The 22,174-nt window shown below is 35.7% G+C and carries 18 protein-coding genes and 1 pseudogene; 12 read left to right on the top strand and 7 right to left on the bottom strand.

Annotation, left to right across the window (positions count from 1 at the left end; translation table 11 throughout):
- Window positions 1-181 precede the first annotated feature (181 nt).
- The 3 genes from QA612_RS08205 (at window position 182) to QA612_RS08195 (ending at window position 4,126) form a co-directional block, all read left to right on the top strand.
- Window positions 182-2,368 carry a ribonucleoside-diphosphate reductase subunit alpha gene (locus QA612_RS08205; RefSeq protein WP_278283307.1) on the top strand — a complete coding sequence of 729 codons (2,187 nt, stop codon included), beginning with the start codon at window positions 182-184 and terminating at the stop codon, window positions 2,366-2,368.
- Window positions 2,369-2,408: 40 nt separating this feature from the next.
- Window positions 2,409-3,446, top strand: a complete 1,038-nt coding sequence (locus tag QA612_RS08200) for a ribonucleotide-diphosphate reductase subunit beta (protein ID WP_278283306.1) — start codon at window positions 2,409-2,411, stop codon at window positions 3,444-3,446.
- 191 nt (window positions 3,447-3,637) lie between these two features.
- Window positions 3,638-4,126: a CBO0543 family protein gene (locus QA612_RS08195; protein ID WP_278283305.1), complete on the top strand. Its 489-nt coding sequence runs from the start codon at window positions 3,638-3,640 to the stop codon at window positions 4,124-4,126.
- Window positions 4,127-4,364: 238 nt separating this feature from the next.
- On the opposite strand, the gene QA612_RS08190 is transcribed toward QA612_RS08195, so the two are convergent.
- Complete coding sequence (locus tag QA612_RS08190; protein WP_278283304.1) at window positions 4,365-5,600, bottom strand: EAL and HDOD domain-containing protein; 1,236 nt, start codon at window positions 5,598-5,600, stop codon at window positions 4,365-4,367.
- Window positions 5,601-5,962: 362 nt separating this feature from the next.
- Between QA612_RS08190 and QA612_RS08185 the strand changes: the two genes are divergently transcribed.
- Window positions 5,963-6,946, top strand: coding sequence for an aldo/keto reductase (locus tag QA612_RS08185; protein ID WP_278283303.1), 984 nt, complete (start codon window positions 5,963-5,965; stop codon window positions 6,944-6,946).
- A 196-nt stretch (window positions 6,947-7,142) separates the two neighbouring features.
- Here QA612_RS08185 and QA612_RS08180 read toward each other — a convergent pair whose 3' ends face one another.
- Entirely contained in the window at window positions 7,143-8,468 is a 1,326-nt protein-coding gene (locus QA612_RS08180; RefSeq protein ID WP_278283302.1) for a radical SAM/SPASM domain-containing protein, read from the bottom strand.
- 241 nt (window positions 8,469-8,709) lie between these two features.
- On the opposite strand from QA612_RS08180, the gene QA612_RS08175 reads away from it, so the two are divergent.
- A complete protein-coding gene (locus QA612_RS08175) occupies window positions 8,710-9,669 on the top strand; it encodes a dimethylarginine dimethylaminohydrolase family protein (RefSeq protein WP_278283301.1) in 960 nt (319 codons plus the stop codon).
- 323 nt (window positions 9,670-9,992) lie between these two features.
- Here the strand turns inward: QA612_RS08175 and QA612_RS08170 are convergent, their stop codons facing one another.
- Window positions 9,993-10,334, bottom strand: coding sequence for a hypothetical protein (locus QA612_RS08170; RefSeq protein ID WP_278283300.1), 342 nt, complete (start codon window positions 10,332-10,334; stop codon window positions 9,993-9,995).
- Between the two features lie 348 nt (window positions 10,335-10,682).
- Here QA612_RS08170 and QA612_RS08165 point away from each other — a divergent pair.
- From QA612_RS08165 to QA612_RS08140, 6 genes and pseudogenes are all read left to right on the top strand, one after another.
- Window positions 10,683-11,905, top strand: a pseudogene (locus QA612_RS08165) (IS110 family RNA-guided transposase).
- Window positions 11,906-12,200: 295 nt separating this feature from the next.
- The gene (locus tag QA612_RS08160; protein ID WP_278283299.1) at window positions 12,201-13,184 is read left to right on the top strand and encodes a Gfo/Idh/MocA family protein; all 984 of its coding nucleotides are present in this window, start codon (window positions 12,201-12,203) and stop codon (window positions 13,182-13,184) included.
- A gap of 506 nt (window positions 13,185-13,690) precedes the next feature.
- Window positions 13,691-14,050: a hypothetical protein gene (locus QA612_RS08155; RefSeq protein ID WP_278283298.1), complete on the top strand. Its 360-nt coding sequence runs from the start codon at window positions 13,691-13,693 to the stop codon at window positions 14,048-14,050.
- The gene (gene yidC / locus QA612_RS08150) at window positions 14,002-14,835 is read left to right on the top strand and encodes a membrane protein insertase YidC (protein WP_278283297.1); all 834 of its coding nucleotides are present in this window, start codon (window positions 14,002-14,004) and stop codon (window positions 14,833-14,835) included. Before QA612_RS08155 ends, yidC begins: the two co-directional genes overlap by 49 nt.
- A 227-nt stretch (window positions 14,836-15,062) precedes the next feature.
- The gene (locus QA612_RS08145; RefSeq protein ID WP_278283296.1) at window positions 15,063-15,338 is read left to right on the top strand and encodes a hypothetical protein; all 276 of its coding nucleotides are present in this window, start codon (window positions 15,063-15,065) and stop codon (window positions 15,336-15,338) included.
- A gap of 37 nt (window positions 15,339-15,375) precedes the next feature.
- Complete coding sequence (locus tag QA612_RS08140; RefSeq protein ID WP_278283295.1) at window positions 15,376-16,014, top strand: hypothetical protein; 639 nt, start codon at window positions 15,376-15,378, stop codon at window positions 16,012-16,014.
- Window positions 16,015-16,050: 36 nt separating this feature from the next.
- On the opposite strand, the gene queF is transcribed toward QA612_RS08140, so the two are convergent.
- From queF to QA612_RS08120, 4 genes are all read right to left on the bottom strand, one after another.
- Window positions 16,051-16,545, bottom strand: coding sequence for a preQ(1) synthase (gene queF, locus QA612_RS08135; protein ID WP_278283294.1), 495 nt, complete (start codon window positions 16,543-16,545; stop codon window positions 16,051-16,053).
- On the bottom strand, window positions 16,535-17,221 hold the full coding sequence (locus tag QA612_RS08130) for a queuosine precursor transporter (protein WP_278283293.1): 687 nt from the start codon (window positions 17,219-17,221) through the stop codon (window positions 16,535-16,537). The genes queF and QA612_RS08130 overlap by 11 nt, the downstream gene beginning before the upstream one ends.
- Before the next feature lie 181 nt (window positions 17,222-17,402).
- Window positions 17,403-18,221: a DUF2935 domain-containing protein gene (locus QA612_RS08125; RefSeq protein ID WP_481804423.1), complete on the bottom strand. Its 819-nt coding sequence runs from the start codon at window positions 18,219-18,221 to the stop codon at window positions 17,403-17,405.
- A gap of 116 nt (window positions 18,222-18,337) precedes the next feature.
- The gene (locus QA612_RS08120) at window positions 18,338-19,519 is read right to left on the bottom strand and encodes a GGDEF domain-containing protein (RefSeq protein ID WP_278283291.1); all 1,182 of its coding nucleotides are present in this window, start codon (window positions 19,517-19,519) and stop codon (window positions 18,338-18,340) included.
- Window positions 19,520-20,426: 907 nt separating this feature from the next.
- On the opposite strand from QA612_RS08120, the gene QA612_RS08115 reads away from it, so the two are divergent.
- A complete protein-coding gene (locus QA612_RS08115) occupies window positions 20,427-22,076 on the top strand; it encodes a glutamine--tRNA ligase/YqeY domain fusion protein (RefSeq protein WP_278283290.1) in 1,650 nt (549 codons plus the stop codon).
- Window positions 22,077-22,174 lie beyond the last annotated feature (98 nt).

The raw sequence follows: 22,174 nt of genomic DNA, 5'->3' as shown, positions 1-22,174 counted from the left end.
ATGAGATCATGAAGCGGCAGGCGGATCTTATGCGTAAATGAAATCCTGGTAGCTAGTATTGTATAGTTTAGTAAGGGATTTTGTGTAGGCTTATCCCTATTTAAAATGCCGTTTTTAACTCTTCCTCTGAAGGAAGGGTTTTTTGTTTTTTACAAGAGAAGGTAAAAAAGGAGAGGTTTCCATGAATGAATTACAATTAAAGGAAGAAGTAACAGTAGGCCAAGAAATGAAGGAACAATTTTCTTATTTGAACTGGGATGGATGGAATTCTACAAAAGAAGATCGTGACCTATTACTAGGAGCACTAGAACGAATATCCATGGAAGAGCCTGATTGGACATATATTGCTGCTAGAATTCGACTGAAGCAGCTTTATCATCGTGTTGCTGGAATACGAAAGATAACTGTTGCATCTATCTATCATTCTTTTTATGAAACAATTACTAGTCTCATAGATAAAGGGTTATATGACCCTTCTTTACTAGAGACATATAGTGCAGAGGAGATCAAAGAATTAGGACAAGCACTCGATTCAAAAAAGGATGAATCCTTTACTTATTTGGGCTTACATACGTTGATAGATCGGTATTTAGCAAAGGATTATAATGGAGAGATTGTAGAATTACCGCAAGAAAGATTTATGATTATTGCAATGACGTTAATGAAAAAGGAAAATAGGGAAAATCGTTTTCGTTACGTCTGTGAAGCCTATTGGGCCTTATCCAACTTATATATGACAGTTGCAACACCAACGCTAGCAAATGCCGGAAAAACACATGGACAGCTATCGAGCTGCTTTATCGATACAGTGGAAGATAGTTTAAGGGGAATATTTGATAGTACGACAGACGCGGCTACCTTAAGTAAAAATGGCGGTGGGATTGGTATTTATTTGGGGAAAATTCGTGCAAAGGGTTCATCTATTAAAAAGTATAAAGGAAAATCTTCAGGTGTTTTACCGTGGATGAAGCAGCTGAATAATACAGCTGTAAGTGTAGACCAACTAGGTCAAAGGCAAGGGGCTATTGCGGTCTACCTAGACGTTTGGCATAAAGATATCTTTTCATTCCTAGACGCGAAGCTGAATAATGGTGATGAACGAAAACGAACTCATGACCTTTTTACAGGTATATGTCTCCCTGATTTATTTATGGAAAAGGTTGAGGGACGAGAAGATTGGTACTTGTTTGATCCTCATGAAGTAAGAACGATAATGGGCTATTCTCTGGAGGATTATTACGATGAGGAGAGAGGGGAAGGAAGCTTTCGACTGAAATACGAGGAGTGCGTGAATGAACCTCTGTTAAGTAAGGAACGGGTTTCTGCCATTGAGATTATGAAACGGATCATGATCTCCCAGCTTGAAACAGGAACACCCTATATGTTTTACCGAGACGAAGCAAACCGTCTAAATCCAAATAGTCATTGCGGAATCATTTACGGCTCCAATTTGTGTACGGAAATAATGCAAAACATGGCAGCCACTTCTGTAAAGGAGGAAAGAACAGAGGATGGGAAAATTATCATCACGAAAGAAGCAGGAGACTATGTTGTATGCAATTTAAGCTCTATCAATCTAGCGAAAGCTGTCGAGGATAATGTATTAGAAAAACTTATACCAATTCAGGTAAGGATGCTTGATAACGTCATTGATATGAATGTGATTGAGGTTCCACAAGCGAGGCTAACAAATGAAAAGTATCGAGCAATCGGTTTAGGGACATTCGGCTGGCATCACCTCCTTGCTTTAAAAGGTATTCGTTGGGAATCAGAGGAAGCTGTTCACTATGCTGATACTTTATACGAAAAAATAGCCTATTTAACGATTGAATCTAGTATGAAGCTAGCACAGGAAAAAGGAAGTTACAAAGTATTTAAAGATTCGAAATGGGCCACAGGTGAGTTTTTTTCGAGAAGGGGCTATGAGAGTAAAGAGTGGAAAAACCTAGCCAATGAAGTGAAGAGAAATGGTTTAAGGAATGGCTACTTAATGGCGGTTGCTCCAAATTCGTCTACTGCCATCATTGCAGGTACTACCGCATCCATTGATCCCATTTATCGGAAGGAGTATGCAGAGGAAAAGAAGAATTTTCGAATCCCTGTAACTGCACCTGATCTGAACCCTCAAACAACGTGGTTTTATAAATCAGCACATGATATTAATCAGCAATGGAGTATCAAGCAAAATGGTGCAAGACAAAAGCATATTGATCAAGGAATTTCTTTTAATTTATATGTAAAAAACACAATTAAAGCGAAGGAATTACTTGAGCTCCATCTATTAGCTTGGAAGGAAGGCTTAAAAACAACGTATTACGTTCGTTCTACCTCAAGTGAAATAGAGGAATGTGAAAGCTGCTCAAGTTAAGTTAACAGAATGAACAATATGAACATAAGGGGATGTAGTAATGAAACAACTACAGGAACGAAAGCTTTATGATGTAACAGCTCCAAATGCGTCTACAGGTATTATAAACGGTCACAGCTCCAATGTTTTGAATTGGGATGATGTTCGTTTTCATTGGGCTTATCCATTATATAAAAATATGCTAGCTAATTTCTGGACACCATTTGAAATTAATATGTCCAATGATGTGAAGCAATTTGAGAACTTAGAAACACAGGAAAAGGAAGCTTTTGAAAAAATAATTGGACTTCTAGCATTTTTAGATAGTATTCAGACGGATTATTCTATGCACGTAGCAAGATATTTAACAGATTCCAGTCTATCTGCATTGATGACTGTACTATCCTTTCAGGAGGTAGTTCATAACCAAAGCTATTCCTATGTCCTTTCTAGCATAACCACAAAGGGAAAGCAGGACGAAATTTTTGAGTATTGGAAGCATGATGCTGTCCTAAGGGAACGGAATGATTTTATAGCAGAAGGGTACGAAGCCTTTGTTTCTAATCCAACACCACAAACATTTCTTGAATCCATCGTTTATGATGTGATTCTAGAAGGATTGAATTTTTACTCTGGCTTTAGCTTTTTCTATAACTTAGCTAGAAATCAAAAAATGGTTTCCACATCCACCATGATTAATTATATAAATCGTGATGAACAGCTTCATGTTCATTTGTTTGCAAATATTTTCAAAGAATTGTTGAAGGAGTTCCCAGAGTTGAATACGGATAAAAATCATCGCTTCGTTCAAGAGACATTTCGAAAAGGCGCAGAACTAGAAATTAAATGGGCTAAATATATCATTGGTGAACGTACTCAAGGGATAGATTTAAAAGACTTAGAATCATACATTAAATTTATGGCAAATAAGCGAGTGAACGAGCTCGGGATGGAAAGACCATTTGAAGGATATCGCACAAACCCAATGCGTTGGATTAAAATATTTGAAGATGTTAACAGTGGGAAAACGGACTTTTTTGAACAAAAGTCACGACAATATACGAAAGTGTCTACAGACAATGGTTTTGATGAATTATAAAAGGTAAGAAACTATTAGTAGTAGGGAAAAATCAAAGGTAACATAATAATAACGAGACCAATTCACTTAAAATGAATTGGCCTCACTTTTTAATAAAAAAAATGAGTAAGCGTTCCTGTTAATAGAAATACATAAGTTCCTAAATGATCGAGTATCCTAAAAAAGAACAAATCAAAAAAAGGATGTATGTAATGTATCGAAATAAAACCCAAAGGAAGTTCTTACGAATAACACTAATTATAAATTTAGTGATACTCATTCCACTACTTATTAGAAAGCCGCCAGTAAAAGATTGGATCATCGTTTATTTATTCAATGCTGTTACCAACGGTTTAATTGATAACATATTATCAAAGCATAAAATAGTGAAGTATCCTTTACGGTTATTTTCGAAATCGTTTGATACCCATATTCTGTTTGATTTCTTTATATATCCAACCTTTACCATTTTCTACAATCAATTGACGCAAAAGGACAAAATTTTTCCGATTATTTATAAACTAATTTTCATGACAATACCACCTTTTTTCATTGAACTTTGGGCAGAGAAAAAGACGAATTTAATTGAATGGAGCAGAAAATGGAAATGGTATCATACTTTTTTTGGTCTAATTTTTAAATCACTATTAACAAGAATGGTAATTGGCGTTGTAAAAAAGGTAGATAATAAAATTAATTAAATAACATGTAATAACATGCTTGGTGTACTACTGAGATAGAGATTTACAAGAAACTGTTACTCCTGTTGTATCACTTCCATGAAATTTACTAATGAAAGTATGCAAAGAAGAAGGCAATACTAAAGAAGACGCAGCTCATTTATTTAGGGGAGAACTCCTAATAAGGGGTATATGCTGAGTTCCTTGGTTAATGCCACCTGTAAGTATATATTTTCTTTTAGGTGACACATCATTCATGTCAAAATGAACTTTCATATATGTCATTTGTCCATTTGATTCCATTTAAATAAATATTGCTTAGAATATCTTTGTTAATATTGATTTTGTTCGCAAGCTTATCCATTTCGGTCCATTCCCCTTTTTCCATGCTAATCACTAATTCAAGTGAATCTCTAAATGGAGTTTGTGCACCTAATAAAGTATCTATAATAATTTTATCAAGTGGTAATTTTTCTATAATTCTATCTAATGGTGAATCAAAAAGTGTATCGATTAGTGAAAGAATACCTGTTAAAAAGTAACTCGCACTGTCTTGTCTTTTACCGGTATTCATGGCAATTAACTCACAGGTTTTTGCTCTAATAAGACACATTTTAATAATTTGATTCGGGATGTGGTTTCTTTTCCCCTGTAAGTTTTCTCGCATAAACAATAAATATAACCACTTCTTTAATTCCGTTAAACCTAATAACATTACTGCGTGTGGTATAGATTTAATTTCATTGGAGCTAAGGATTAGTCGAGAATTAATTAACTTTAATAATTTATAGGATATGGCCACGTCTCTTTCAATATAATAAGCTATTTTACTAACATCAGGTTCCCCGTGAGATAATTCCGAAATTATGGCATATAAATTGCTGCTATTGAGTTCTAAATCCTTCGTTGAAAGAATTGTAGGTTTACTAAAATAATACCCTTGAAAATATGTATAGCCATCTTTTAAGCACTGCTCATACTCGGTTCTTGATTCAACTTTTTCTGCTAGAATTTTGACATTAAATTTTTGAAGTAGATGAATTAATTTTAATTGCTCAGATCGTGAAGTGTTTTGTATATCTATTTTCACAATATCTACTAGCCTCATAATGTTCTCCATCGCTTGTTCATGGTCAGTCATTACAAAATCATCCAAAGCAATTTTGTATCCAAGTTCTTTTAGTTTTTTACAGATGTGAATAAGCTCCGATGATAAGAAAACGCTTTCAAGAATTTCGATCACTATGATATTTGGCTTAATATACTTTGGAACCTCACTTTTCAACAGATTTTCTGTGAAATTTACGAAGCATAGCTTTCCCTCTGATAATTCATGTATTCCAATTTGTATGGAGGTAAGTAAAACATCTAATGTAGCTTTGTCTCCATCTTCCGAGCATTCATTATTTTGATTATTACTGCGATATAAAAGTTCATAGGCATAGATTTCTTCATTTTTTGTTAATATTGGTTGTCTAGCTACAAATGTTTCCAACACCATAACTCCTTTCGTTGCTGTAACAAAGGATGTGAAATTTAGTATTATTATAGTAATTATATACCATTTATAAGAATAAATTGACAAAATCATACAAAAATTTATGAATATTTTTAAAATATTGTATTAAATACACATCTAGGTTGATTGATGGTAAATATTTTTAAAAAAGTTATCTATAATGGGTTGAGGTGGGCCATTATATGAAAGGGCAAGGGTTAGAACAATAAATATTTATTTGATTATGTTAAAATGTAATTGCTTACATTAATATTCACCCTATTTTTCTAGGCAAGCTGTGGCTAGTGCTACAATTAGACAATTTCATATAATACATAATCATAGTGGAGGTTGATTTAATGAAGTATCGTCAGTTAGGGAACACAGAATTAAAAGTGAGTGAGTTAAGCTTTGGTACTTGGGCAATTGGAGGATCATGGGGACAAACAGATGATCAGGAATCGCTAAGAGCCTTAGAACGAGCTATGGATGCAGGGGTTAATTTCTTTGACACTGCAGATGTTTATGGCGGAGGTCATAGTGAGTCGCTACTTGCAAAAGCCACTAAAGGAAAAGAAGACGACATTCATATAGCCACAAAGTTTTGTCGAGCAGGAGATATTTTTGACCCGAAAACATACTCTGAAGAGTCAGTTAGAGCTTATTGCGAAAATAGCTTAAAGCATCTGAACCGGGAGAGAATTGATCTTTATCAAATTCATTGTCCTCCACTTGAAATATTACAGGATGGACAAGTATTTGGAGTGTTAGATAAGCTTCAGCAGGAAGGGAAGATTCGACATTATGGAGTGAGTGTTGAAACAGTGGAAGAGGGGCTTTTATGTCTTGAAAATCCTAACGTAAAAGCATTGCAAGTGATTTTTAACATCTTCCGTCAAAAGCCTTTAGAAAAGCTCTTTCCTCTTGCCAAAGAAAAAGGAGTAGGTATTCTTTGTCGTGTACCGTTAGCTAGTGGCTTATTAACAGGGAAGTTTACAACGAATGCTTCCTTTGAAGAAGGGGATCACCGTAACTTTAACCGTGATGGGGCACAGTTTAATGTTGGGGAGACCTTCGCTGGAATTGAATTTAATAAAGGTGTTGAGTTAAGTGAAAAATTAAGATGGATTGCAGAAGGCCGTGGTAACATGACCCGCGCTGCACTTCGTTGGATATTAGATCAAGAGGCAGTAACTGCAGCAATCCCAGGCTTTAAAACAGTAAAACAAGTGGAAGATAACTTAGCTGCAACTGAAGTTCCTTCTTTCACAACGGAAGAATTGAAAAGACTAGAAGACTTTTACAAGAAAGAAGTTCACAACCACGTACGTGGAGCATATTAAAAAAGAAGCAGGATTAAATCCTGCTTCTTTTTTTAGAAAATTTATAAAACTTTTGACTCTACGAAAGTATAGCGCCTTGCACTTTTCTTATTATTTCATGCTTCCTGGAACGGACTTTACTAGTTGCCCTTTATGGCTAGAGGCTAATGGTGATGTTGCTGGACGAAGTATCTTCATGTTTTCACCTCCTTTTTCGTTACACGTTCGTATAATTTTTCCAAATTAACTGTAATACCTTTTTAATTCGTTGTTTTTCTAAAGAACAAGGTCTGTTTCCTGTTTCCATTCGGTATAAGGGACAATGATTCCCCTGACAAGCTGGTCGGAAAAAACAATCCTGACAATGTTCATCCGTTTCTTCCCCTGATAAAGTCCACTTGGCAATTTTGTCGTAATCAAGCTCAACAGAACCATCAGGAAATAACTTACCTATTTGATTGATAGATTTATGGAAGGCTAAGGTGCATTTATAGAGCTGCCCGTCTGCCCCAACAACAATGGAATGAGGTTTTGCTGCATAGCATACTGATCCTGTAGGCATTAAAGAGCTTTCAATTTGCGAAACTAGCTTCAATCCTTCGTCAATGCTTTGCTCTGTAAACTCCCAAATTTTCTTATTTGCTACTTGTGGATCACAGATTGGGAGAGAATCATCGTTATCTCCACCCCAACGAGCAACTGGTCGACAAAGAACTTGGAACCTATTATCACCATCAAAAAGCTTACTAAGGTAGGAGATTGTTTCTGAAATTTCACTTAAATTGCTTTCATCAAAATTAATACGTAGATATACGTCAAACTGGTCATCTATCTTTCTTATTTCCTTCAGGTTATTGATAATCGTGGAGAAGGTTCCCTCCCCGTTAACAAGGAATCTCCGTTCATCATGAACCTTCTCAGGTCCGTCAATCGTGACCATGAATTGTCTTACTTCTAGCTGTAAAAGTTTTCTGCATGTCTCTTCTGTTAAATAGTATCCATTGGTGGACATTTCAGCCTTATATTGAATGTTGTGTAATCTTGCCGTTTGAAGAAATGCCTCTGATAATTCTGATATTTCATCTAAAGCCAATAAAGGCTCACCACCAAACCAACTGACCATTAAATGGTTTAGCTGATTTCCTTTATTATCGATATATTTTTTTAGACCAGTTCGAACGTCCTTTTGCATATTTCCCCTTGGAAAGGTTTCATAGCAATATGTACAACGGAAATTACAAGCCTCTGTTGGTAAGAGGACTAAATGCATGGTATCGGTTCGATGTAGAGATTGATGTAGAAACTGTGCTCGTTGTTTTTCATCAATGTGGCTATTTACGAGAAATCCTTCCTTCTCAAGAGATGCTCCTATCATTGATAACGGTCCGGTAGTTCCTTCTTTTTTCATTAATCGAAGAACTTCGTCTTTTTCTGAAGGGGAAAAAGAGGCGATTGCTCCTGAATAGCTATTATAAATAATTAATTCCTTTGAGTGTGTATGAGTAAGGACGTTAAACCTTGATGGTAAGTATGTTTGCTCCAATTATTCCACAACCTTCACTATTCTTAACTAATCTGTAATTATAGCAAGGTTACATAGTTGATTCTGTGATTCACCTCACAGTAAGATGTGAATTGGTTGGGAAACGTATGAGAAGATTAGTATGATAGAATAGTTAAAAATTCACTTCTTGAAAAGCGTTTATTTGAAAAACGAAGAACAAATTTTATCGTGGCGAAGTTAATATGAAAACTATCATAAAAAGTAAAGGGGACTGTTTTATATGGTAGAAAAATCAAAGATAAAGGTTCAAGGGGAACGATGGTTTCCTAAAGAAAATTCATTTTCAGACGAAATGAAAGATTTATGGGGAGATTGGTATTGTGATTCAGAAATTGGAAAACTTCGTGCTGTACTCATGCATCGACCAGGTGTGGAGATAGAAGGAATTACAGAATTAAACTTTGCTGAATATCGTTTTAGAAGTGCAATAAACCCTGTACGAGCCCGTCAGCAGCAGGATGAGTTGGCAAATATTTACCGAGACCATGGAGTAGATGTCCATTATGTTGATGGTCAACGAACAGACAGACCAAATGCTATGTTTATGAGAGATTTGATGTTCATGACACCAGAAGGAGCCATTGTGTGTCGTCCAGCCATTCCAGCTCGTCGAGGTGAGGAAAGAGCTGTTGCAAAAACGTTAGCATCACTCGGTGTACCAATTATTAAAACAATTAATGGTGACGGCTATTTTGAAGGGGCCAGTGCCATGTGGGTAAATCGTGATACGGTGATTATTGGAACGGGTAGTCGAACAAATGAATCAGGTGCACAGCAAGTTGAAACGGAGCTAAGGAATATAGGTGTGAAAAATATTATTCGTACAGGCATTCCTTACGGTTCAATCCATTTAGATGGTTATATGAATATGGTTGATAAAAATAAACTTCTTATCTTCCCGTGGCATGTGACGTATGACTGTGCGAAGGAATTACTAGACTTAGGAATAGAGCTTATTGAACTGACAAACATAGATGAACTAAAACAAGGTATGAGTATGAATTTCGTAGCCCTTGAGCCAGGGAAAGTGGTTATGCCTTCAGGAAACCCAGAAACGAAGGCGCTATTAGAAAGCCATGATGTAGAAGTGATAAACGTAAATTTAGACGAGGTAATGAACGGATGGGGAGCTGCTCATTGTATGACAGCCTTTTTAAAAAGGGACCCTGTAATTGGATAGACTTCTCATGCAAGTGAAGGCATGCACCATGGGGGATGAAAATGTTCTTTCATAAGGATACTACCTTCCTGCATTTCTGAATTTCTCACCATTTACGGAACAATGGAGTCTTCCTTCGTCCCGCATATCTGATTTTCCACCATTTGCGGGAACAAAGACGGCTTCAATCATCCCGCATTTGTGTTTTTCACTGATTTGCGGGCTTCTAGAACGCTTCTTATTTTCAGGGTAGACCACCCATGCAAGTGGAATTTGTACCATGGGGGATGAAAATTATTCTAACTTAGGTATACTACCTTCCCGCATATCTGATTTCTCACCATTTACGGAACAATGGAGTCTTCCTTTGTCCCGCATATCTGATTTTCCACATTTGCGGGAACAATGGAGTTTTCCTTCGTCCCGCATATCTGATTTTCCACCATTTGCGGGAACAATAGAGTCTTCCTTCGTCCCGCATATCTGATTTTCCACCATTTGCGGGAACAATAGAGTCTTCTTTCGTCCCGCATATCTGATTTCTCACCATTTACGGAACAATGGAGTCTTCCTTCGTCCCGCATATCTGATTTTCCACCATATGCGGAACAATGGAGTCTTCCTTCGTCCCGCATATCTGATTTCTCACCATTTACGGAACAATGGAGTCTTCTTTCGTCCCGCATATCTGATTTTCCATCATTTGCGGGAACAATGGAGTCTTCCTTCCTTCGTCCCGCATTTCACTTTCTCACTCTTTGTGAGAACTTTCCTATTTTCAGGGTAGACCACCGATGCAAGTGAAGATTTGCACCATGGCGCATGAAAATGTGTAATCTCGCCCATAAAGTTAATGTCAATGATTATTAGCGGAGGTCGGGATGTCTTGATGTTTTAAACTCGTTGGGTAGACTGACCGCGGTAAGCAAGTGTACCATATTTTGTCGCTCTCTTTTGAGAAGCACGTAGGGTAGATTACACAAAAAGCTACCGATTAATAATCATTGTCACCATACTATTAAGCAGGTGATTTTATGCAGATTGTTAGTGAATTCGTATGTGGAATGGATGTCCACAAGAAATCAATTACAGCTTGTATCCTAACTCCTAAGAAGAAAGAAACTCTTACCTTTGGAACAATGACAGATGACCTTCTCTTACTAATCGATTGGATTCAGTCAAACAAGTGTACTCACGTAGCAATGGAGAGTACAGGTGTTCTTTGGAAACCGATTTATAATCTCTTAGAATTGGAACCTTCTATTGAGACGTACGTAGTAAATGCACAACACATTAAACAGGTACCAGGACGCAAAACCGATGTGAAAGACGCTGAATGGATTGCAGAACTTTTAAAACATGGCTTATTAAATCCAAGTTACATTCCAAGCCGTGAACAGCGAGAATTACGTGAGCTTGTTCGTTACCGTAGAAGCTTAATAGATGAACGTGCTCGAGAAGCTAATCGTATTCAAAAGGTCTTAGAAGGAGCAAACATTAAACTCAGCTCCGTAGCCACTGATATTTTAGGTGTTTCTGGTCGACTTATGCTTCGTCAGATAATTAATGGTGAATCCAATCCTGAAGTTTTAGCGCAACTGGCAAAGAAAAAACTTCGTAAAAAGATCGAACTTCTCCAACGTTCATTAAAGGGATTAATTGGTCCTCACCAAAAGTTTCTGCTTAGTGGTCAGCTTGATCATATCGAATATCTAGAAAAACAGATTGAAAAGTTGGATCAAGAAGTAAAAAATCGATTAAAAGAAGACCAAGAGCAAATTGAACGTTTAGATTCCATACCCGGTGTTGGTATTCAAACAGCACAACAAATCATCGCAGAAATTGGTGTTGATATGAGCCGGTTCCCAACCGCGGCTCATTTAGCCGCATGGGCCGGAATGGCTCCAGGTCAAAATGAGAGTGCAGGTAAAAAAAAACTGCCCGTACTAGAAACGGAAATAAATATCTAAGAAGCGCCCTTATTGAATCAGCAACAAGTGTCATTCGTAAAAAAGACTGTTATTTATCGGCGAAGTACCATCGGTTAAAAAGAAGACGAGGTTCCAATAAAGCAAAAGTAGCCATTGCTCATCAAATCCTGGTAATTGCATATTACTTATTATCTCGTAAAGAGATGTACAAAGAACTCGGTTCCGAACACTATGATCAAAAAGCATTAGAAGCAAAAAAGAGAAGAGCTATTAATCATTTAACAAAGTTAGGATACGAAGTAACACTTCCTTCACAAACTGCTTAAATTTTTACTATCAAAAGTATAGATTCAAAGACCCAGGGAACTTTTTTAAAAAAGATAAAAGGCACCCTTAGCTTAGTGTTGCCTTCTGGCCAAATATATTTTCAGGGTAGAGGTTTAGTTTAATAGAAAATGATTGAAGGTTCGGGATAAAATTTCTCGAATCTTTTTTTTAGATTAGTAGTAGTGAGTGTACAACGTTTTTTGTATGATCCCTTTTTTTATAAAAGAATTGTTTTGGCAATACTCATAGTAGCTTTACCTGTATATACATTTTATAAAGAGGTGGTGGACAAAGTTGGTTCGTTTCGGAATTATCGGAACAAATTGGATTACGGAAAGTTTTATTGAAGCAGCAAGGATGATGGACGAATTTAAATTAACAGCTATTTACTCAAGGACAAAAGAAAAGGGTCAGACCTTTGGAAATAAGTATGGAGTTAATAATATTTTTACTTCTATTGAGAGTATGGTTCATGGTGATGTTGTTGATGCTGTTTATATTGCTAGTCCAAATTCTCTTCATGCGGAGCAAGCCATTCTTTGTATGGAAAACAGAAAGCACGTCCTATGTGAAAAGCCAATAGCTTCAAATGGGAAAGAAGTAGAGAAAATGATTCATGTGGCAAAAAATCATGATGTCGTTTTGATGGAAGCGTTAAAAACCACATTGCTTCCTAATTTTAAGGTCATTAAGGAAAATATACATAAACTGGGGAAGGTGAGAAAGTACATCGCTAGCTATTGTCAATATTCCTCACGTTATGATGCGTATAAAGAAGATCGCTTATTAAATGCCTTTAATCCTGCTTTTTCTAACGGAGCTATCATGGATATTGGGATTTACTGCATATATCCATTAGTTGCTCTATTTGGTGAACCTAGAGAGGTGAAGGCAGCTGGACTGAAGCTTGACTCTGGAGTGGATGGACAAGGTAGTGTTCTTCTGAAATACAATGAGATGGATGCTGTTGTAAATTACTCAAAGATTACTAATTCCTATCTACCTTCAGAAATACAAGGAGAACGTGGAAGCATGCTAATTGATAAAATCCATACACCTGAAGAAGTGAAAATAATCTATATAGATGGTAGTGAGGAGATATTAACTGTAGAGCAGCGTCCTCAATCCATGTTTTATGAGGCAGAGGAATTTATTCAAACCATTAAAGGTGGAAGGAAGGAATCTCACATAAATAGCTTAGAAAACACACGTGTGACGATACGAGTAATGGAGGAAATAAGAAGTCAAATAGGTGTTGTTTTCCCAGCGGATCATTAGGTGCTATAGTGATTAAATGGCTACAAAATAGACATAATTCGATTTTAAGTATATAAAATACTACCGCTGTGAGATTTAGATAAGTATAAATGGCTTAAAAATTGGAAGGATATAGAATTAGGGTTGAAATTATCTTTGACTTTTAAAATAAAATCAATGATGATAGGTGTATTACAAAGAAGATAACATGTATTTATATAGAGGATGTTCAAACAGTCTGGGAAAAATATCTGTCGAATCTCTGCGTTGGCTTGCTTTTCCATTCATCACGTATTAAAAGCATACGCTATGGTACTCAAAGCTACGCCGCCTTGATCTTTCGACGCACAGGACGGCTAGTGTCGGCGTTGCAACAGGACGTTGCATCTTTAGCCGACTCGGCTATTTTTATCCTCCTTTTTGAACACGCACATATTGATGAATGACTCTAAAGTTTGGTATTTAACGATTATAGAGTAGCTTTATAAAAGAGAATTTACATTTCTAAAAAAAGGAGGTGAATACAGGTGATCTTTGAATTTTCTAATGATATTGTTCCAATATTATTGTCATTTAGCTTTTGTTTTTCCATCATAACATTTCATCTTATGAATGGATTAGCGAAAGAAACCTTTGTCAGTCATCGTGAGTTGACAAATAGTAATCTTGATTTATTAACATGGAGTACGCTTGATCAAACAGAAGTATTAGAAGAGATTGGTCAGGTTCAAACCTTTATTACTCGTATTATAAAACGAAAAGAAGCACCTGAAGATGATGCAGACTATACATTTTTCCCATATAATCATCAAAGCTTTTATAACCAAGGAGGACAAAAATGGGAAAAACATCTGTATTCAACTTCTTTAAAAGGTATAGCTTTTTAATTATCACAGTTTTACTATTAATTACTTTAACTGGCTGTGGAGCCACAAATGAACCAATTGATGAAAATACAACGGGCTTCTTTAATCACTATGTCGTCTATCCATTTTCATTTTTAATTAAGGCAGTAGCTACTTATTTTAATGGAGATTATGGAATTTCAATCATTCTAATGACTCTCATGATTCGACTTGCCTTAATGCCACTTATGATGAAGCAGTATAAAAATCAACAGTTTATGAGAGAAAAAATGGCCGAAATGAAGCCACAAATGGATGCATTAAAGGAAAAGTACAAGAAGCCAGAAAATGGTCGTCAAGATCCAGAAACTGCTAAAAAAATGCAAATGGAAATGATGCAGTTGTATCAATCGCATAATTTTAATCCAATTAAATCAATGGGTTGTTTACCAATGCTTATACAGTTTCCCATATTGATTGGCTTTTACTGGGCGATCATGCGGACACCTGAAATTGCAGAGCACTCCTTTTTATGGTTTAACTTAGGTGAACCAGATCGAATTTTACCTGTGCTAGCAACCTTAGTTTATTTCATCCAGTTTAGAACAACACAAATTGGTGTAGAGGTTCAGCCGGAACAGCAAACATTAATGAAAGCAATGGGCTTGATTATGCCGATCATGATGGGTGTATTTTCCTTTTCAATGGCTGCTGCATTGCCGTTATATTGGACAGTAGGTGGACTGTTCCTTATTTTCCAAACGCTATTGTCAAAATGGATGTACAAATCCGCAGCACCAGTAATTGCTCCGTCGGTGGAAAAATAATATTATAAATTTAATAGAGATACCTCCTTTAGTAATGGAATTCATCTACTGAAGGAGGTATTTTTACTTTTTTTTCGTTGAATCTTAATGTGGAGATTGAAAATAACTTCTCTAAGGGATAAGTTTCTATTCTTAAAAATTTAAAAAAGGTTAAATATGGTAAAATTATTAAAGCGAAATTATTTTTATTATTAAAAAAGTGGCGCTTTTTTTAAAGGAGGACGATGATGAACTTACGATCTATTCAACTAATTTTTTCTATTCTAGGGCTTTCCCTTATCACACCAGTGTTCTTTTTTGATTGGACATTTTTTATCTACTTATCTCTTATTTGTATTGGGATAGCAGCGGTAATTCAGTTTATCCGTCATCGGAAGTATACACAGATACTTGGGAAACCTAGTTCACATAGAACATTTTCAACAGAGGAGTATACAGAATATGAAGTTCTGAAAGATGATGAAGAGACTCAGAAGCAAAAAAGCGAGCAATACCGTGTGTAAATGGTGTAGGAAATTAAGTTTAAATTAGGAGGTTGTAATGATAGGAAAAATATTTGTTATCCTTGGTGTTATTGCTATTTTTTATATCGTCTTATTTCACTATACTCGATTTAAAAAAGTGATTATTCTTTTTGGAAAATCCGTGTATCCCTCAAATGGGTCGGATTATGAAATGTTTCGTACAACGAGAGGGAAACCTGAAGAACTAAGTTTTCAATCAAAAGATTGGAAGTTTGAGAAAAGAATGGGAACTATCACTTGTTTTTTCTTTTTGGGCTTAGGGTTGGCTACGGTAATTTTTGTAGATTTTTTAGATTGGTATAATAGTTTATTTTTCATGTACTTCCCATTTCTTTATTTAAACATCGTTTCGACCCCAACATTTTTTATTTTCGAAGATGGATTTTGCTTAAACCGAAAAATTTATTTTTGGCAGGAAGTAGAGGGCTTTTCGATTACTCCTGTTACGATGCAGCATAAGATGTACGGGATGTTTGATTTAAATAGGGATTGGTATGAGGTTAAGATAGAGATAAATAAACGTTTCTTTAAAACTCAATACGTGTATGTAAGAAGTGAAGGTACGGTAGAAGAGTTGAGAGCACAATTTATTCACTTTGGTTTAAAAGAAAAAGTGGATGGGAACAAAGAAGAAAAAGCAGCTAACGTTCAATAAAATGAAGGTTAGCTGCTTTTATATGACTTTAAAAAATTATCGGTTGTCAATCGTTTCAGGGTAAAGATCGTGCTGAAGTAAGCGGCTTTCAGCAAATTTTTCCCACTTAGTGTTTGGTTTTCCGTAATTGACATATGGATCAATGGAAATCCCACCACGAGGTGTGAACTTTCCCCATACTTCAATGTACCGAGGATCCATTAATTCAACGAGATCATTAAGGATAATGTTCATGCAATCTTCGTGAAAGTCCCCATGATTTCGAAAGCTGAATAAATAGAGCTTCAGTGACTTACTTTCAACCATCATCTTATCAGGAATGTAACTAATATAAATCGTTGCAAAGTCGGGCTGCCCCGTTTTCGGACATAGACTTGTAAACTCAGGGCAATTGAATTTTACAAAATAATCTCTATATTGATGACGATTTTCAAATGCTTCTAAAATTTTTGGATTATATTCAAAGTGGTATTTTGTACCAGCTTCTCCTAGTATGTTTACCTCTTTACTGCGATCGTGATTATGAGACATGAGCAATGGCCTCCTTATTATTATTTCGTTTACTATAGTTGCCGTTTAACCATTTTACTGTAAGGTAAATGAACGGCGTATCGGCTAAAGCGATAGCTAGTTTTACCACATATTGTGTGCCGATCATAACGAATAATGCAGATAGGGGCATTGTTCCGATAAAAGCGATGAAAACGAAAATAATGGAGTCAAGTAGCTGGCTAGCCAGTGTACTCATATTATTTCGTAGCCATAAATGCTTCCCGTTCGTTTTAGCCTTTAATTTATGAAAAAGGTGCACATCGAACAGCTGTGAAATGGAATATGCAATGAGAGAGGCTGCAACCATACGTGGAACTGCTCCTAAAATCATTTCAAATTCCCTCTGTAATTCCCAATATCCAGCTGGGGGAAGGGTGATAGCCAAGTAAAAGAGACCGATCATTAATAAGTTAATAATTAAACCGATAATGACAACCTTTTTTGCAATGGCTTTACCATATACCTCTGAAATAGAATCAGTAATTAAAAAGGTAAGTGGATATGCAAGGAGTCCTGCTGTTAATACAATTCCACCTACAGTAAAAAGCTTTGTAGATATTACATTGGAAACGAGCAGTGCACCAAAGAAAATTCCTGAAAGTAACAAAAGCTTCGTAAGCTTCCCTTCATCCATGGATAAAGCTTGATTATTCATTTATATCATCTCCTAGTTTTTATTTATAAAGCGGAGGATGGTTACGAACTCCGCTAACTAAACTACATTAACATATATATCACTAAAATGGTAAGGAAATATCAAGAAAAAGTCATAAAAAATTCAAGGACCTGGTTAGTGAACGTTCGTTCACTAACCAGGTCCTTGAATTCTTGAAAGATTATGATTCTGTTCTTGGTTTTGTTGGGTCACATTTAGGTGGAGCTAGATCTGTCGTTTCAGAAAGTTTCATTAAATAATAGCACTCTTCTCGGAACATATGATCTGCCATTAATGCTTCAAAAACACTTAAATTTTCTTTTTTTAATTCCATTTCCTCTAACTCTCGTAAAAAACTCTTAAAGATTTCCATTTCCAGCTTTATATCACGGTGAAATTTTGTTAATGCTGGAAACCGATCAACATTAGCTCTTAAGAAACCAGCTAGTTCTATTGCTTTAAGATAGAATTCTTCCCAGTCCTCTTTAAACTTTTTACTTTTTTCCCGTAAATCATATTCTACGTGATCCATATTGCTTTGTATTGCACCAGCATGACCAGCAGCATCTAACAACCATATGAGATCATGGTGTAATGGATGAACGGCAGGTGGTATCTTCCCTTTAACTAAAAAAGAAAATACTCGTAACCCTTCATCTAATTCATTTACCATATGACTTAAAAATGATGGAGAAAGGGTAATTTTTACACTTCCTACTAAATGATCTTTAATAATTGCAAGCTTTAATTCCCTTAGTTTCTTTCCTTCTCCTTCAGCTTTTTTAACAGTACTTATTAAATTCTGTTCATTTCCCCCTTGTCGTGATTCCTGTAATAGCGAATCAAACTGATTAATAAAATACTGTGCTTGTTCAATATACTTCTCTTCTTTTGGAGACAAGGCGTCCAAGATAAATCGACTATGATCACCTAATATTTGTGTCCAAAACGAAAGTTCGAAAATTGCCTCCTGTGTAAAGGCTTTTACCAAGCTGAGCACCCCTCTCAAGTCAAATCATTTCATTTTATGCTAAAAAACCAATCAAAATGAATTGTACAAGAGAAATACTGTAGAAGAATTATTATTGGAGGGAGTCTTAAGTTTATAGAATGAAGCTATATAGTAGAAACCATTACACTGTTTCTTCCTGAATTTTTAGCTATATATAATGCTTTATCAGCTGCTGTGTAGCTTATATTAAAAGAATCTTTACCAAGAGAAAGTAAGGGTGCTACTCCAAAGCTAGCAGTACAGTTTATTTTTAGGGAATTCACTTCAAATGTTGCTTGCTGTAATTTGATCCGAATGGATTCAGCTACACTCACTCCTTCATCTACCGTTTTATCAGGGAGTAAAATGATAAATTCCTCTCCTCCTAAACGAGCAGATATTCCTATGTCATTTACGGTATCTTGAATAATTGCAGCAATTTTTTTCAAAACGTAATCTCCAACAGGGTGGCCATAATTATCATTGATTCGCTTAAATTGGTCAATATCAATAATTAACAAGCAAGCTAAAGGACGATCCTTTTTCTTCATTCTTTCAAGTTCAATTTTGACAAATGTCATAAACTTCATTCGATTATATAATCCTGTGAGAGGATCGTAATTTGCATAGTAAATCAGTTTTTTATTTGTCCGTTCTAAACGTTTATTTTGAATTTCAATCCGGTGCTTTTGAGTTAATTGTAAGGAATGATTATGCCAAAGGACAATTGCTACTCCAATTCCAATACCAATAGAGGTTAATCCACTAACTCGTACAGATAGTAAAAGCTCTGGAGTCATTTGGGTAAAGCCAACACTAAAATAATAGATAACGTACATTATTATGTAATTTGAAATAGCTAAAATAGGAGGAATAATGAGTATAATACCTACAAAAACAACAACTAATAGAAAAGCAGTATTACTAGGTTTTATTAATTGGTCAATGGTAACCATTATGACACCAAAAAGAAGATAGGAAAGAGCCACTAACTGTGTGAAATAAAGTAATAATTTTTCATTATATTTCTCTCTTTTTTTGATCATATATGCACAGAAGGAGATAATTATCATAAATACCATCATAAAAGCATGTCCAACAATATTGCCAATTCTCCAACTCTCTACAATAGGATCACCAAAAGCATCATGAAAGGCAAAGAATAAGAGGTGTGCAAGGTGAATAAAAACAACAAGAAATGAAATATAGAAAATTCGAGTTAAATTTAATACCATAAATTGTTCTTTTATTATATTACCTACTTTTAATACTCTTTTAGTAGACTGTATGAATGAAAATACCTTCAATTGACCACCACCTGAAAAATAATAATATCTATACAAACAATAAGGTAAGCGTTTACATTTTATTAGTTCAAAACACCTATGACTTTATTATAATTTGAGTTACAAAATATTACAGTAGGACATTTGTATAAATAATGTAATTAATGTAAATATTTCTACCGTGAAAATAGATACGTTCTAAACGACCGAAAAGCAGTGAAAAAAGCAAATGCGGTACTCAAGAAGCGTTCTAGACGACAGCAAACAATGAGAAGTGGTAGGTAGCATTGAATGAGTATTTTCATCCCCTATGGTGCATATTCATACTTGCATGGGCGTTCTACTCTGAAAATAAGTGTTAGTTCAGTAGTGGGATGCCGCGACTCCAGTGGGTTCAGCGCGAGTCGAAAATCCCCTAGCACTTACTGAGTAAGTGGTAGGTAGTTGAGGCCGTGCCCCACGGTAAAGAAGACACTGTGAAGCATGAACAGATTTCGCACTTATGCCTGTGGTGAAAGCGTCCACAAGAAATAGATGAACACATTAGTAAGAATATTTTCATCCTCCATGGTGCAAATAATTAATAGTATGGAGGGAGAGATAAAGGACCAGAGAAAAATATTGCACATAATCGCACATAAAAGAGTATATGTGCGATAAAATTGGAAAACGTGTTAATATATAATGATATAGGTGGCTTCCTTTTGGTAAACTATTAACTACGTAAATAACTTCTCTAGGAAAAAAAGAATAACCAGCTTTTAAACTAGCTTCCAAAGGAATGAATGACGATATCACATATTTTGTTTCATTAGTTTCATTATTAAGATGGGAGCTTATTAAAATACATAGCTAAATCAATCCATTTATGTTATAACAACAAGTAAATATGTCCGATAGAAAATGCAGGAGAAAGGTTGATCAACATATGGCTGAAACAATTAATACATCATCTAATTTTATAAAGAATATCGTGAAAGAAGATTTAGCTGAAGGAAAGTACAAAGATATTATTACCCGCTTTCCACCAGAGCCGAATGGCTATTTACATATTGGTCATGCAAAATCCATTGTTCTAAATTTTGAACTTGCAGATGAATTTAGAGGTAAAACAAATCTTCGTTTTGATGATACAAATCCGTTAAAAGAAGATGAGGAGTATGTACAATCAATTAAAAAAGATATTGAATGGCTTGGCTATGAGTGGGATGGATATCATTTTGCATCTGATTATTTTGAAGAAATGTATAATCGTGCTGTTTTACTTATCAAAAAAGGATTGGCTTATGTAGAGGATATGTCTCAAGATCAAATTCGAGAATACAGAGGTACACTAACGGAAGCAGGGAAAGAGAGTCCATCTCGGAGTAGATCTGTTGAGGAGAACCTTGATTTATTTGAACGGATGAGAAAAGGAGATTTCCAAAATGGGGAGAAGGTACTTCGAGCAAAAATTGATATGTCTTCCCCAAATATAAATATGCGTGATCCGATTATTTATCGTATTTCCCATACAACACATCACAATACAGGAGATAAATGGTGTATTTACCCTATGTACTCCTTTGCACACCCTCTTGAGGATGCTATTGAAGGGGTAACACATTCTATTTGTACATTGGAATTTGAAGATCAAAGACCATTGTATAACTGGGTTGTAGAAAAATGTGAAATGGAATCTGTGCCTAAGCAAATTGAATTTGCACGCCTAAACTTAACAAACACAGTCATGAGTAAACGAAAACTAAAGCAATTAGTAGATGAAAACTACGTGGATGGCTGGGATGATCCAAGAATGCCTACTTTATCAGGACTTCGCCGTCGAGGTTTTACACCAGAATCCATTAAATTATTCTGTCGTGAAATCGGTGTGGCTCGAGCAGATAATATCGTAGATGTAAGAATGCTGGAACACTTTATTCGTGAGGACTTAAAAATGAAGGCACCACGAACAATGTCTGTTCTACATCCACTTAAGGTTGTAATTACAAATTATCCTGAAGGGGAAGTGGAATGGCTAGATGCAGAAGTTAACCCTGAAAATGAGGAAATGGGTAAACGTAAAATTCCATTCTCACGGGAAATTTATATTGAACAAAGTGATTTCATGGAAGATCCACCGAAGAAGTATTTCCGACTCTTCCCTGGAAACGAAGTTCGTCTTAAACATGCATATTTCATTAAATGTAATGACGTCATAAAGGACGATAAAGGCAATGTGATAGAACTTCACTGTACGTATGACCCTGAAACGAAGAGTGGAACTGGTTTTACAGGTCGTAAAGTAAAAGGGACGTTGCATTGGGTAGAAGCTAGCCATGCAAAAGAAGCTGAGTTTCGTTTATACGATTCCCTTATTTTAGATGAGAGTGAAGGGAAGGATTTCTTAGATCACGTGAATCCAGATTCATTAGAGGTTGCTCAAGGATTTGTTGAACCAAACATGGTAGATGCGAAGGAAAATGATAAATTTCAATTCTTCCGTCACGGGTACTTTAACGTGGACCCGAAGGATACAACTGCAGATAAGTTAGTATTTAATCGAATTGTCGAGTTGAAAAGCTCATTTAAGCTATAAGTTTAAATAGAAATACAGTGACGTGTGGGGATTATCCTAGATATGAGGATAATCCTCTTTTATGTGGTTATCTGGGATCTGGATTTAGTCTGTTATTT

This window comes from Evansella sp. AB-P1 (assembly GCF_029688925.1).
GTDB lineage: Bacteria > Bacillota > Bacilli > Bacillales > Salisediminibacteriaceae > Evansella.
This window is presented reverse-complemented; position numbering and strand designations above follow the sequence as displayed.